The sequence below is a fragment of the Plantactinospora sp. KLBMP9567 genome (genome assembly GCF_033446045.1).
GTDB lineage: Bacteria > Actinomycetota > Actinomycetes > Mycobacteriales > Micromonosporaceae > Plantactinospora.
Genome location: NZ_JAWQRR010000042.1, coordinates 121180 through 134585 on the forward strand (window position 1 = coordinate 121180; position 13406 = coordinate 134585).

General features: G+C 68.3%; 13 protein-coding genes. 10 read left to right on the forward strand and 3 right to left on the reverse strand.

All coding sequences use genetic code 11. The features are described from left to right. The first annotated feature begins 147 nt into the window (after positions 1 to 147). Positions 148 to 1023 carry a helix-turn-helix transcriptional regulator gene (locus tag R6Y94_RS31775; protein ID WP_318399610.1) on the forward strand — a complete coding sequence of 292 codons (876 nt, stop codon included), beginning with the start codon at positions 148 to 150 and terminating at the stop codon, positions 1021 to 1023. Positions 1024 to 1190: 167 nt separating this feature from the next. On the opposite strand, the gene R6Y94_RS31780 is transcribed toward R6Y94_RS31775, so the two are convergent. Further along, positions 1191 to 2036 (reverse strand): SAM-dependent methyltransferase, encoded by an 846-nt coding sequence (locus tag R6Y94_RS31780; RefSeq protein WP_318399612.1) that lies wholly within the window; start codon positions 2034 to 2036, stop codon positions 1191 to 1193. 331 nt (positions 2037 to 2367) lie between these two features. Here R6Y94_RS31780 and R6Y94_RS31785 point away from each other — a divergent pair, with 331 nt between their 5' ends. The 9 genes from R6Y94_RS31785 to sodN all read left to right on the forward strand — a co-directional run bounded on the left by R6Y94_RS31785 (position 2368) and on the right by sodN (position 11253). Beyond that, positions 2368 to 3582, forward strand: coding sequence for a site-specific integrase (locus R6Y94_RS31785; protein WP_318399614.1), 1215 nt, complete (start codon positions 2368 to 2370; stop codon positions 3580 to 3582). 526 nt (positions 3583 to 4108) lie between these two features. Further along, positions 4109 to 4465: a PadR family transcriptional regulator gene (locus tag R6Y94_RS31790; protein ID WP_318399616.1), complete on the forward strand. Its 357-nt coding sequence runs from the start codon at positions 4109 to 4111 to the stop codon at positions 4463 to 4465. Then, the gene (locus tag R6Y94_RS31795) at positions 4462 to 5418 is read left to right on the forward strand and encodes a hypothetical protein (protein WP_318399618.1); all 957 of its coding nucleotides are present in this window, start codon (positions 4462 to 4464) and stop codon (positions 5416 to 5418) included. The genes R6Y94_RS31790 and R6Y94_RS31795 overlap by 4 nt, the downstream gene beginning before the upstream one ends. 196 nt (positions 5419 to 5614) lie before the next feature. Next, positions 5615 to 5746: a hypothetical protein gene (locus tag R6Y94_RS31800; protein ID WP_318399619.1), complete on the forward strand. Its 132-nt coding sequence runs from the start codon at positions 5615 to 5617 to the stop codon at positions 5744 to 5746. Between the two features lie 316 nt (positions 5747 to 6062). Beyond that, complete coding sequence (locus R6Y94_RS31805) at positions 6063 to 7961, forward strand: hypothetical protein (protein WP_318399621.1); 1899 nt, start codon at positions 6063 to 6065, stop codon at positions 7959 to 7961. A gap of 318 nt (positions 7962 to 8279) precedes the next feature. After that, positions 8280 to 8663 (forward strand): Appr-1-p processing protein, encoded by a 384-nt coding sequence (locus R6Y94_RS31810; protein ID WP_318399623.1) that lies wholly within the window; start codon positions 8280 to 8282, stop codon positions 8661 to 8663. Between the two features lie 301 nt (positions 8664 to 8964). Beyond that, positions 8965 to 9375 (forward strand): hypothetical protein, encoded by a 411-nt coding sequence (locus R6Y94_RS31815; RefSeq protein WP_318399625.1) that lies wholly within the window; start codon positions 8965 to 8967, stop codon positions 9373 to 9375. A gap of 291 nt (positions 9376 to 9666) precedes the next feature. Further along, on the forward strand, positions 9667 to 10413 hold the full coding sequence (locus R6Y94_RS31820; RefSeq protein ID WP_318399626.1) for a helix-turn-helix domain-containing protein: 747 nt from the start codon (positions 9667 to 9669) through the stop codon (positions 10411 to 10413). A 435-nt stretch (positions 10414 to 10848) separates the two neighbouring features. Further along, positions 10849 to 11253 carry a superoxide dismutase, Ni gene (gene sodN / locus R6Y94_RS31825; protein ID WP_318399628.1) on the forward strand — a complete coding sequence of 135 codons (405 nt, stop codon included), beginning with the start codon at positions 10849 to 10851 and terminating at the stop codon, positions 11251 to 11253. A 139-nt stretch (positions 11254 to 11392) separates the two neighbouring features. Here the strand turns inward: sodN and R6Y94_RS31830 are convergent, their stop codons facing one another. Beyond that, positions 11393 to 12286: a lipase/acyltransferase domain-containing protein gene (locus R6Y94_RS31830; protein WP_318399630.1), complete on the reverse strand. Its 894-nt coding sequence runs from the start codon at positions 12284 to 12286 to the stop codon at positions 11393 to 11395. Positions 12287 to 12872: 586 nt separating this feature from the next. After that, positions 12873 to 13388, reverse strand: coding sequence for a MarR family winged helix-turn-helix transcriptional regulator (locus R6Y94_RS31835; protein WP_318399632.1), 516 nt, complete (start codon positions 13386 to 13388; stop codon positions 12873 to 12875). Positions 13389 to 13406 lie beyond the last annotated feature (18 nt).

Here is a 13406-nt window from a genome sequence, read left to right on the forward strand (position 1 = left end):
CCAGGTGGGTGTGGCCAGCGGTGACGACCGCAGGTCACGCTTGACGCATTCCAGGAAACCTGCTGACGGCACCCGGCGGGAGGGCTTGCCGGGACAGGTAATGACAGAACCCCTCTCGGCGAGGCAAGGGGTCGTAGCGTGGTTGCCATGGACACCCGGGACGAGGTTCGCGAGTTCCTGGCCTCCCGGCGTGCCAGGATCACCCCAGAGCAGGCCGGCCTGCCCTCCTTCGGGGGCACCCGCCGCGTTGCCGGGCTACGCCGCGCGGAGGTCGCGTTGCTGGCCGGAGTGAGCCCCGACTACTACACCCGCCTGGAACGCGGCAACCTGTCCGGCGTCTCCGACAGCGTCCTGGACGCCATCGCCCGCGCCCTGCAGCTCGACGACGCCGAACGCTCCCACCTGCGCGATCTCGCCCGCGCGGCCAACACCACCCTGCGTACCCGGCGACGCCCGGCCAAACAGCAGGTCCGGCCCAGCGTGCAGAACCTGCTCGACGCCATGACCCACGCCGCCGCGTTCGTCCGCAACCGTTGCCTGGACATCCTCGCCGCGAACCAACTCGGCCAGGCCCTGTTCGCACCGGCCTTCGACACCCCGGACCGGCCGGTCAACCTGGCCAGGTTCTGCTTCCTCGACCCCCGCGCCGAAGAGCTTTACGCCGACTGGGAGGACGCCGCCAACATCACGGTCGCAGTGCTGCGCACCGAAGCCGGCCGCGACCCCTTCGACAAAACCCTCACCGACCTGGTCGGCGAACTCGCCACCCGCAGCGACGAGTTCCGCACCCGCTGGGCCGCGCACAACGTCCGCCTGCACCACAGCGGCGCCAAACAGTTCCACCACCCTGCCGTCGGCCGGCTCGACCTCACCTTCGAAGCCATGCCGCTACCCGCCGACCCCGGCCTCACCATGGTCGCCTACAGCGCCCCACCCGACACCCCGGCGCACGAAGCCCTCCGCCTGCTGGCCAGCTGGGCGGCGACCACCGCCGATACCCGCACTACCTCCGGCAAACCCTGACAACCACCCGGCCCGAAGCCCACTCTCCGGTGCTGACCCGCCCACTACGGCAGGACGCACGCGCATCGGCTTCTTCTCCGACCAGCACCAGCGGCGGGAGCGGGCCAAGCTGGTGCCGCCCGGCGGGGCGCGGTGGACTCGGCCCGGCCGGGGTCGACCGGTGGGCGTCAGGGTTTGCGGCCGACGACGCCGTAGGCGGTGACGTCGCGTGCGCTGGGCCGGGGTTGCGGTTCCGACTCGGCCCGCCACTCGGCGAGCGGTACGATCCCTGGCGACACCAGATCCAGGTCGGTGTAGAACCGGCGGATCTCCTCGGCGTTGCGGGCCCGGCCCTGCCCGTTCGCCGGGTTTTCTCGCCAGGCCGCCTCGATCTTGGCGGCCTGCTCCGGCGGCAGGAAGTCGTTGGTGAAGTGCGTCATCACCAGCGCGCTACCGGAGGGCAGCGGCGCGAGCAGCTCCTCGACCAGGCCGTACGGGTCGTCCTCGTCGACGATGAAGTGCATGATCGCCACCAGCAGTACCGCCACCGGCCGCTCCAGGTCGAGCGTGCCGAGCAGGCCCGGGTGGTGGAGGATCTCCCGCGGCCGCCGCAGGTCGGCGTCCAGATAGGCGGTACGCCCCTGCGCGGTGCTGGTCAGCAGCGCCCGCGCGTGCGCCAGCACGATCGGGTCGTTGTCCACGTAGACGATCCGCGACTCGGGAGCGATCGACTGCGCCACCTCGTGGGTGTTGTCCACCGAGGGGATGCCGGTGCCGATGTCGAGGAACTGCCGCACCCCGGCCTCCCGGGTCAGGTAACTCACCGCCCGGCGGAGGAACCGGCGGTTCTCCTGGACGGCCATTCGGGCGCTCGGGTAGACCTTCAGCATCGCCTCGGCCGACTTGCGGTCGGCGGCGAAGTTGTCCTTGCCACCGAGCAGGTAGTCGTAGCGGCGAGCCGGGTGCGGCACTGTGGTGTCGATCCGGGTGGCGACACCCTCGACCGACGGTGACGGGGAACTCGGGTCGGGCACCGACACCTCCAGACCTACATCGAAGCCGCGCCCATCGTACGCGTCCCCCGGTGGGGGGCGGCGGGCGCTGGGGCAGAATCTCGTCGCGGCCGGCGTCGGTCACCCTTACGCGCCAGGGCCTGGCCCGAAACCAGCCCACAGGTACTGCCGGGTCCGTCCACGCGGACAGTCGACGGTGTCGCTACCCCTGGTCTTGGGCCGGTTACTGTGATCGGTCCATCCCCAGCTTGCCGCTGATCGCTTGTCATCCTGGAGTCGCGTTGTGACCCCGTCTATCCGGCGAGGACGCCGCGGTTGGTGGCTCGCGCTTGGCGCGGCCGGATTCGTCGCGGTGGGCGCCATCGCGCCGTGCCCGGTCTCGCCGGCCGAGTTCCGCGGCGGCGGGCAGCGGCGCCGACGCATCGAGGAACGCTCCGCCGACCGCACTAGGGTCCGGCAGCCGCTGCTGCCAGCGCTCGTAGCCCACGTCGAAGATCGCCATCAGCACGCCAAGCAGTTGCTCGACCAGGCGAGCGCGGTGGCCGAGGGTGACACGTTCACCGTCGTCGGACGGGTCTACCGGCGATATCTCTCGCCGATGGACTGCAAACGGACCCGGCACGAAACCCGGCCGGTGCGCGCGGTCGGCGTCGCCACCGGCGAAGTCATTCACATCAGCACCCTGGAGGACAACGCCTTCTGGGAGTGGGCGATCGTTGAGACGTTGCGGCACTCCGGCGTGCGCATCGAAGAGCTGGCCGAGCTGTCGCACCTGAGCATCCGGCAATACGAACGCCCCAACGGCGAGATCATCGTCCTGCTGGTGATCGCTCCGTCGAAGACCGATCGGGAACGCGTCATCCCGATGTCGACCGAGCTGTTCCACATCATAGCCCAGATCGTGCGCCGTCACACCCAGGGCGGACAGCCGATCGCGATGGTGAGCCGGTTCGACGCGCACGACAAGGTCTGGAGCATCCCGCTGCCGTTTTTGTTCCAGCGCCAGCGCGGCACCAGCCGGCACGTCATCACGCCATCCACGATGGCGCTCATGCTGCGCCGCCGGTGCGCGGCACTGGCTGAGCAGCACCCAGGCTTCCGCGGCCTGGCCTTCACCCCGCACGACTTCCGACGGATTGTCTCCGCCACCGAGCTGATCAACAGCGGACTGCCGATCCACATCGGCGCCGCGCTGCTCGGGCACCTCAACATCCAGACCACCCGCGCGGCTACGTCGCCGTCTTCGACGACGACGTGGTCCGCCACTACCAGCAGTACCTTCAGCATCGGCGCGACCACCGACCGGCCGCCGAGTACCGCGACGCCAGTGGCACCGAATGGAGCGAGTTCCAGGAGCACTTCGACAAACGCCGAGTCGAGCTGGGCTCCTGCGCCCGCCCCTACGGCACGCCGTGTCAGCACGAACACGCCTGCATCCGCTGCCCGATGCTCAACGTCAACCCGAAGATGCTGGACCGGCTCGCCGAGCTCGAAGAAGACCTCCATGCCCGGCGCGCACGCGCGGAGGCCGAAGACTGGCTCGGCGAGATCGAAGGCCTCGACCTGACCTTGCGGTTCCTCGCTGACAAACGGCAACAAGCCCTCCGGCTGAGCAAAGTCACCGGCACCGCCGGTCTTGGCATGCCCGGCATCCGGCCGCCCACGCGATAGCCGAAATCACCGACGAGCTGGCAGGAGGTTTGATCGCCTCCGGCCAGGCCACAAGGTCATTAGCTGCTGTTGCTTCGCCCGGACGGCGACGTGGTGCTGCTGATAGGAGGCATGGTGACACGACGATGGCGAGGCGTGGTCGCGCTGACCACCATCAGTCCCGGGATCTACCTCATCACCCCCGGTAGCATGCCCGCCTGGTTGTGACGGAGTACGTCGGCTCCACCAAGACGGTCACAACCGGTCCCACCACAGGCTGGTCACTACTACCGGCCGGTCACCGAACGTAGCCTCAGCCCACGCCTCTCACGCGGCGATTGGCGGTAAACCGGGCGTTGTCCGTGGCAGATCCGGATGCCGCTGATGCCTGCCGCAGCCCTCGCTCTTGACCTATAGGTCGATGATCTGCTTATGTTGATGGCATGACTAAATCGTTCGCGGCGATGCGCGAACCCACGTACTTCATCCTCGCCGCGTTGCAGGGCGAACCGTTGCATGGCTACGCGATCGTGAAGCGGGCACAGGAGCTGTCCGGTGGGCGGGTGCGTCTGACGACTGGCACGTTGTACGCCGCGTTGGACCGGCTCACCGGCGAGGAGATGGTGCGAGTGGCTGAGGAGGCGGTGGTCAATGGCCGTGCCCGCCGTACCTATGAGCTGACCGAGCATGGTCTGGCCGCACTGCATGAGGAGGCGGCGCGAATGGCCGCCGCGGTTCGGGTCGTCCGAGACCGTTCCGTTGGGGCGAGGGTCGCGACGGCGTGGACGGTGCCGGCGTGACCGGCTTGGAGCGCCGCTACCGGTGGCTGTTGCGCGCGTACCCTCGGGCCTATCGGCAGTACCGGGCCGACGAGATGCTGGAAACGCTGCTGGCTGCGGGCGAGACGGACCGCAGACACCCGAATCTCCGGGAATCCCTGGCCCTCTTGATGGGGGGTCTGCGGGCCCGCAGCGGCGTGGACCAGCTCGGCTCTCGGGTCGCATTGCGGTACTCCGCGCTGCGATTGACGGCGCTGTCCCTCCTCGTGTGCGGCATCGCTCTCACGGCCCTGCCCGTCGTGTGGCGCTTATGGCTGCTGCTGCCTGGCTCTTCCTCCACCGCTCTAGTCACCGGGAGTCTGGTCACGCCCGCGATATGGCTTCTCGCACTGGCCGCCGCAGCATGGGCTCGCTACCGCCTCGCACTCGCCATAACCATCATCGCGTTCATCGCTGACCACTGGCACTCTGTAGCGCATAACCAGTTGTACGTGGAGCAATGGACGGGGGGCGAGGTAAGTGGGTCGAGGCTTCAGGCGGTTCTCCACCTGGCCGTGGACTTTCCGACGTGGGCATGCGTGTTGGCCGCACTGACGATGCTGCCATTGCTCAGTACGCGTCAACCACAGGTCAGGCGACCATGGATCTGGCTTGTCGTGGCAGCGACGGTTGTGGTGATCATGACGCCTAATCCGCTCAATGGTTGGGCGGGTGGGTTTGGGCAGACAGTCATCGTGGCCGCTTGGCTCATGGCAGCCATCGTGGGGGCGGCATTTGATGTGCGGATATGCGTCGTGGCCAGCGCGCTTCTTCTGGTGCCGATCCTCGGTGTTTTGGCCTACGAACTGATGGGCTGGATGCGGGACGGCTGGGGAATCGGCAACCAGACACTACTTCTCGCAGCGATGGTCGGAATGCTCGCGGTCACACTGACGGTCAGCAGGACGGCTACTCGCCGGCAGATCGCCCTATAGGTCGCCCGGTCGCCTCGCAGACAGCCCTCGATGGGCAACTGCGGGGCGGCCCGCGCCTGTTGGGACTGTGTCCTTCAGGACGCCACCCTCTTCGCGCGATCGAACGCACTTTCCTCGACATGAGCGCGCAGCTCCACGTGTTGCGGCAGCGGTCCCGGCGGTCACGCGCGGCTACGCGATCCCCTGCAGGACCAGCTTGCGGTGGGGCGTCTACGTCCCCGTCTTCGCCGTCGACGGCATCGACGGCATGAGCATCTACGTCAACGTCTTCCTCTTCCTCCTCGCCGTCTGGATCGCAGCCGGCCGCTTCTTCGCCAGCCGCCCCTGATCGTGAAAACATCCAGCCGTTGGGGACACATCCTGCTCCCCGTCGTCCTGATCGGGATTGGCCTGCTCATCCTCATCGAGGGCGGCGCCTTCGGCCTCTAATAGCCAGCCCCACACAGCGGCGGTGCCCACCCGGGCACCGCCGCTCCTCATTCCGGAGCAACCACAACCACAAATCTCGGCCCTCCAGCGCTGCGCACCTGACCAGGTGCGCAGCGCTTTCCACCCCTCGCTTCCGCCCCGACCAAGGTGCAGATAAGAACGAGCTGCCTGAACCGGAGCGGATCAAAGTGCCCGCGCTACTGTCCGAGCCTGGCATGGACTCGGTCCTCGACATTCACATGGCGGCGTTGGTGGCGGTCGACGCACACCAGAGCGGGCGCCGGCCCTCGCCGGACCGGAGCGGGCTCACCGGCTATCTGCTCGACCGCGAGCACTGGAACTGGGTCAACCGGTACGGCCACCCTGGGGACGAACTCACCGGGGGCCGGCGGCGCGACTACCTAACGCCAGCGTCCGAAATGCACCAGGTCGTCTTCGCCGCCGGACTCGCCGGGCCGGTCTCGACCGTGTTCGGGCGCCGGTTGGTCGACGCACTCTGCCCAGACCTGTCGGTCGACACCGCCTCCGCGCTCGCGGACCACGCCGCCTGCTACCCACCGGCTGCCGGCACGGTGCTGGAGCCGTTGTACCCCGACCGGCTGACCGAGGACTTCCTCGCCCTCACGATCCCCGGTCACGACGCGGACTACCTCGCCCAGTCCTGGGCGACCCACACGGTGAGCCGGCTGGCCGACCTGGGCACGGAAGCCGACGAGGTACGCGCCGCCACCCGCGCGGTCACGTTCCTGGTCGCGGCCGCCGAGCGGTGGACACACCTGCCCGGCGCGTGCCTCAACGCCGTACTCGAGCGCCGGCCGGGCCTCGCCGTGCGCGCCGGTCCCGGTACGGTTCGCGTGGTCGCCGAGCTCGGTGAGGTGACCCGCAGTAACCTCGCCGCCAGCCGCCGCTCGGCAGGTCAGCTCGCCGAGGCGCTGGCTGCCGCCCGCTCCGCGGCGGAGACCCGACGCCGGATGGCGGAGCGGCAGCCGTCCGTCTTCCTACCCTCGTACGCCCTGTCCTGCTACCAGCTTGTCCTGCTGCTGATCGAGGACGGCCACGCCGCGTCGGCGTGGCAGACGTTGGCCGAACTGGACCGGTTCTGTGCCGGTGTCGTCAAGGCCTTTGCCGGGCGCCGCTCGGCGGAGTTGGCTCAGCTGCTCGCACCCGCGGCCACCCGGGACGTGGGGGCGCACGGCGCCGGTGCGGCGGCTGACAGCTTCGCCGGGCTCTGCCGGAGCACCGCCCAGGACATCGTCGACTACGAGCAGACCATCGCAGCGCTGTTCCCGCGCCAGGGGGAGATCGTCGAACAAGCGGGGCGCCGGACGGCGCGCAGCGCTCCGGTTGACTTCCTGGCCGATATCGGGGCCGCGTTGCACGCCGAGCACAGGCTGTGGGCGGCGGTTGGCGAGGTACAAACCGCGTGGGTGGCCTGCCGAGGGGCGGTGGAGTTCTTCCGACTGGTGGCCCGCGCCGCGCCGGGCGAGCATCTGATCTCGCTGTCGCAGACGCTGGACGGCACCATGCGGCTTGCGGCGGTGCTGGGCAGGGCCGAGGACGCCTGCACGTATGGCGCCGAGGCGGTCGACGGCTACCAGGCGGCTGCGGACCTGGACCCGACGACGTACGAGCCGCAGCTGGCGACCCTGCTCATCGATGTCACCGAACGGTTCCTCGCCGCCGGCCGGCGCGAGGACGCGTTCGGCTATTCCGAACGGGCCGTGGCGGTTCTGCGGCGCTGTGCCGACCGGGAGTCGGACGCGCTGCCCGTGCTGGCGGGTGCGGAGGGCCAGCACGGGTTGCTCGCCTCCGTGCTCGGTCAGCATGACCTGGCGCTGACGCACACCGCCCGCAGCGTCGAACTCTACCGGGAGCTGCTGCCACGCGGAGGTAGGGAGCACGACCCGGGACTCGGCCTGGCGCTGTGCCGGTACGGCTTCGTGCGTATCGCCGCCGATCGGGACCGGCTGGTGGCTGCCGAGGCCGTCATGGAAGCCCTCGAATGGTACGGAGAGCTCGAACGCCGGGGAGAAACGCCGGATGAGGAGTTCACCACCCTCGTCACCAGCCTGATGCGGTCCGCGGCCGGCGCTCCGGGCGGCGACGAGGAGTGACGATCGGCGGGGCGTGGCGTGCCGGTCCACAAGTGCATGGGCAGCAGGTGGTCGCGCCCAACCAGGTCACCTGGCCAGGTCGGATTGACGCCCTTCTCGCGTTCGACCCGCCCATACCGGCGACCATCGGCCCGCGCGGTCCCTCGGCCGCGACCCCGAGGCTTGGGGCGAGAGGGTAAACGGAAACGGGCTCGACGACAGATTGCGCCGATGGGAGCATCACCGGGTGGTACCACTGCGGATCATCAGAGGCGATGCAACGAGTCCTCAGGCCAAGGGACCGAAGATCATTGCCCACATTTGCACCGATCTCGGTGGGTGGGCAAGGGCTTCGTGCTGGCGGTCTCCCACCGGTGGCCGGAACCCGAGCGCGCCTACCGGCAGTGGCACCGTGAACGCTCCGACAACGACTTCGGCCTTGGCGCTACCGAGTTGATTCAGGTTCGGCCCGACACCTGGGTGGCCAACATGGTCGCCCAGCGCGGGATCCGTACCGGCAGCGGCGGGCCGCCGATCCGATACGACGCCGTCGAGCGTTGCCTGGCTGTGGTCGCCGAGCATGCTGCGCGGCTGTCCGCTACCGTTCATATGCCGCGCATCGGTTGCGGCTTGGCCGGTGGCCGGTGGGAGCGCATCGAGCCCCTCGTCATTGCCACCCTGTGTGACCACGACATCGCCACCACCGTCTACGACCACGATTGACCGGTCGACACGCCGCCTGGCTACCCGCCATCGCGGCGAGGGAGTGAGCCGGATCTGGAGTCCACCCGCCGGGGGTGGACGGCCTCTCGCTGCTGCGGCTGACCGACTTGCGGCACGGCCCAATCCGCTGTTCGGTTGGCTGGACGAAGCGCCGGCCGGCAGAGCAGAGAGCCGGCCTGCCAGGTAGCGGCGAAGGGCGCAGCAGGTCGGGTCTTTGCCCGGCAAGCGTCGCGGAGTAGGGGCATTGACAGCGGATCCTACGATCTCCGGCGTGTCACGTCCCCGACCTTCGCTAACGCGCATGCGGATTGTATTCACCCTCGGGCTGCTGGTGGGTCTCGGCGTTACCGCAGGATTCGTATCGTCGACCTTGCGCGACATGAGGGGATTCGACGTACTCGGTGAAATCGTGAAGGTCGAGCATCACGGCACCAAGACTCTCCTGACGGTCCGTTTCACGGCGAGTGACGGCCGTCGATGCGAGTCGCATTTTCGCTCGTTCACGGACAGGTCAGCACTTGGCGTGGGTGATCAGATCCAGATCCACCATCCGAGCGGATCTCCCTGTATCAACGTCCGCGAAGCAAGCGAGCCGGACTCATGGATGCCGGTCGTCGTCATGGCATTGCTCACCATCGGGTTCGCATCAGGTGCATACGTGGCGTGGTTTCCGCCGACCATTCCGCCCTCCCGATATTCCGGCCTGCCGTAACAAGCCTGAAGTGCCGGTTGATCGCCAGCCGTTTCCGCGCCGAGGCTGCGGCGATCAGCTCGCGGAGCTGCTTTCCACCCGCCTCGGCGAACGCCGCAGCCGGCGGGGCGGCGCGGTGCCGCTCGCCCAGGTCGGGTAGTCGGGGTCGGTGTCCATGCGGCCGGCGGTCGCCTCGCGGATGACGGGCGGGGGAAGTCCGTGTCCGCGATCTACGCGGGGATGGCCCGGTACCAGCCGCAGCCCACTCCACTCCTAGGATCAGCGCGTGAAGCTGGAGGAGGGCTGGCAAGAGTGCACGAGGAGTTGGCGGGGTGGCTACGGCAGCTGCGTGACCTGACCGGACGGAGCCTGCGCGAACTCGCCCGCGACGTCCACGTCAGCAGCTCCTCACTGTCGCGGTACTTTTCCGGCCAGGCCGTTCCACCCTGGCCGACGGTGGTGGCGCTCTGCAAGGCAGCCGGTCGCGACCCCAGGCCACTGCGTGAGGTGTGGGAGCGGGCCAAGGACGGGCCCCGGACGAGCACGGCCGCCCCCGACCCGCAGACCGGCGAGTTCACCGTGTGGGACGAAGCCGAAGGGGGACGTTGGAGCAAGCCTCCGGCGTTCCAGGGCGGCGGCGGTGGGCTGGTCTCCACCGCCGACGACTACCACGCCTACTTCCGGATGCTGCTCAACGGCGGGATGTACGGGAGCGAACGGATCCTGTCCCGGCCTGCCGTCGAGTTGATGACCACCAACCGCCTCACGCCCGACCAACAGGCCGCCCGAGACGCCATGGCCCGCAACAACGTCCATGTGTCGTTCGGTCAAGGGCAGCACGGCGGCTGGGGCTTCGGGATGGCGGTGCGCGCCTACCGTGGCGACTACGCGTCCATCGGCCAGTTCGGCTGGGACGGCGGAAGTGGTACCTCGACCTACGCCGACCCGGAAAACCAGCTCACCGGAATCCTGCTCACCCAGGTCGGGATGTCGGTCCCGAATCCGGCGCGGCTCATCCACGATTTCTGGACCACGGTCTACCAGGCAATCGACGGCTGAGGCCCACGCTGTACCCGCCGCGCTCGGCGTGCCCCGTCTGCCGCTGGCGGACGTGTCGGCGACCATGGCAGGCAGCGGACCGCGCCGAGCCGCAGGACGCCTTCGACTACCAGGACTACCGCATCGAGTAGCCGGGCCGGGAACCAGAGGGCCTGCCACCGCGAACCGGAACCGTGCCTCGGGGAGGGGCAGCCACCGACGGTGTACCTGAAGTCAGCCGACGTTTGACATGAAGCGCGGTTGAGGTTTTAGGGTCTTGGCGGTCAACGCCCAGCGTCCTCGCTGTGCTTCGTGTCAGACCGAAGCAACCCGTGGCGGTCGGCGGCCCGGCGCCCGTCGTCGCTGCCGTGCTCGAGGTCTGTCACGGGTCGACGGGCGGCTGATCGATCACACCAGGACGTTCGTTACCCCAGCACCGTTGCCGGAAGGAACCTGATGTCACTGCCCCGCCTTCTCCGTCCCCGCCTCGTCGCGAGCGCTCACTGCGACCTCCCCTGCGGCGTCTACGACCCGGCCCAGGCCCGCGTCGAGGCTGAGTCGATCAAGGCCATCTGCGAGAAGTATCAGGCCAGCGACGATCCGGAGTTCCGGACCCGCTCGCTGATCATCAAGGAACAGCGGTCCGAGCTGGTCAAGCACCACCTCTGGGTACTCTGGACCGACTACTTCAAGGCGCCGCACTTCGAGAGGTACCCGGAGCTGCACACGCTCTTCAACGAGGCCACGAAGCTGGCCGGCGCCGGCGGTGCGAAGGGCTCCGCGGACCCGGCCGTGGCGGAGGAACTCCTCACGAAGATCGGGGAGATCTCGAAGATCTTTTGGGAGACCAGGCAGAGCTGATCCAGGGAACCGGGTGCGACCCTGCACCCGGTTCCGCAGATGCAACGGCCGCCACTGGCGCGGTACCTGCCGAGCGGGCTGCCGGCCCGGGCCGTAACGCACCGGGGCCGGCAGCCGCGCAGGCCAAGGGCGTCCTGCGTTACATGCTGGCGTTGTAGTAGACGCCCCGGTATGCCCGATCCACCGGGGATGTTTGCAGGATCCAGCCGGTCCATCCCTCGACGCGCGTGTAGATCCGGACGCAGAAGGACCCCGCAACCCTTCTCAGGAAGTCCCCGTGTTCGACGCCTGGCTCGTCGCCCGTGCACTGCGCGGCGTTGTACTGCAGCCGGTGGCTCGCATCCACGTTGACGCCCGAACTTTCCAGGGTGATGTCGTCCTCGAACGACGACATCACCGTCCAGTCTGTGCCCATGGCCGACACGGGCAATGTCGGGCGTCCGCCGGTCCCGGTACCAAGAACCTCGAGTTCATCAAAGAAGACGCTGCCCGGTATCATCTGCCGGCACTGCAGCCAGAAGGCGCAGAAATTGGCATCCTGGGCCCCCTCGTGTGGGGTGGCGAGAGTGATCACGTCCTCGACGTAGAGGTAGGGCGGCCAGCCCGGAGTCTTGCGCTGCACGTTCAGCAGCGCCGAGCGGATCACCAGGCCACCCATGGAGTGCGCCACCACGTCGACCTTGAGGCCATTGCTGGAGTATTCGTTGTAGATGACGTCAGCGAGCCTGTGTGCGACGGTGTGGATCGACGTGTTGCGGTTGCCGTCGTGCTGGAAGGTGCAGTTCGTGCTGCCACCGTAGTAGCCGAATGTCGACAGCGGCCCAGTCCAGCCCTCGTTCCGGAGATGCGTGCGCGCATTCAACCAGGTGCTGCTGCAGTCGTGGCCGCCGGAGGCTGCGAAACCGTGAACGAAAATTATCGGATTGTCCTTGGTGTCGCCACGGCCGGGAGCTGCCTGGGCAGGAGCTGTCACGGCCATCGTCAGGCCGGCGGTAACCGCCAGCGAGGCCAGCATGGTCAGGACTCGTCGCATCTACTGCGTCCTCTCGGACAAACCGCTGATATCCAGCTCCGTTTGCTGAAGTACGCCGATCGTCGCGTTTCGCGGGTTCGCTGTGACCCAACGAATCCGCGAACTTTGTCGGCCTGGACCGTCGGCCACTCGAGGAGGATCATGAGCGGCCGGAACGGGCAGTGACGGGTCGCGGAGTTGCCAGCCTCGTCGAGACGACGACCAGGGCCGGCGTCGATCGGGCGTTCTCGTACTTCATCGCCGGGGTCCGGCCGGGCGCGGTCGCGTAGATGATTCCGGCGGTACACATCGGAGTGCCGACGTCACCGCATGGCGTCGCCTACCTCGCGTGCTGGCTCGCCATCGCCATGCTGTCGCGCTATGCCGACGGTGCCTGGGGTCAGCCCGGCATTCTCCGGAGCCGATGGTTCTGCACGTTGGTCATCGGGGCCGTTGCCCTGCTGGGCGCCGGCATCCTCGTCCTCCGCCGTCAAGCCCGCGTCTAGCAACTCCAGCGACCACCGGCTCTCCGCTTACCGCCCCCGCACGGAGCCTCCGAGCGCGGGCCGGTGCCGTCCTCGACGGGAGGCGCCAGTCGAAGACGAGATCACCGGTCGAGGTCCGCGGCCGTGCCGCCCTCGTCGTTCGGTCCGGCACGTTCCATGCCGATCGCGAGGGTCGCCAGCTTTTCCAGTGCGCTGTTGAGATGGACGATCTCGTCCTCGGTCAGGGCGGAGAGGAAAGCGGTGTTCCGGGCCCGCGCCGCGGCGATCAGACCCTTGTACGTGCGCAGGCCGGCCGGCGTCAGGGAGATGGGTGAACTGTTGCCAGGGCCGCTGGAGCGGACGACAAAACCGCGGTCGGCGAGCTTCGTGACGATACGGCTCATTTGAGCGGGATCGATGCCGGCGAGTCGGGCAATGCGATTCGTGGTACTCGCCACTCCGCCTCCGAGCAGTGCCAGCGCTCGCCATTCGCCCAGGCTGACATCGAATTCCCGACGAAAGAGCAGGGCCGCGCTGCGCTCGAACGCGTTGACCACCCGGTGCAGCCGAAACGAGAGCAGTTCGGTTATCACCAGATCCGCCGCCAGTGTCTCCCTGCCTGCGGTCGCTTCCACCATGCGCGCAAGTTTGCCACG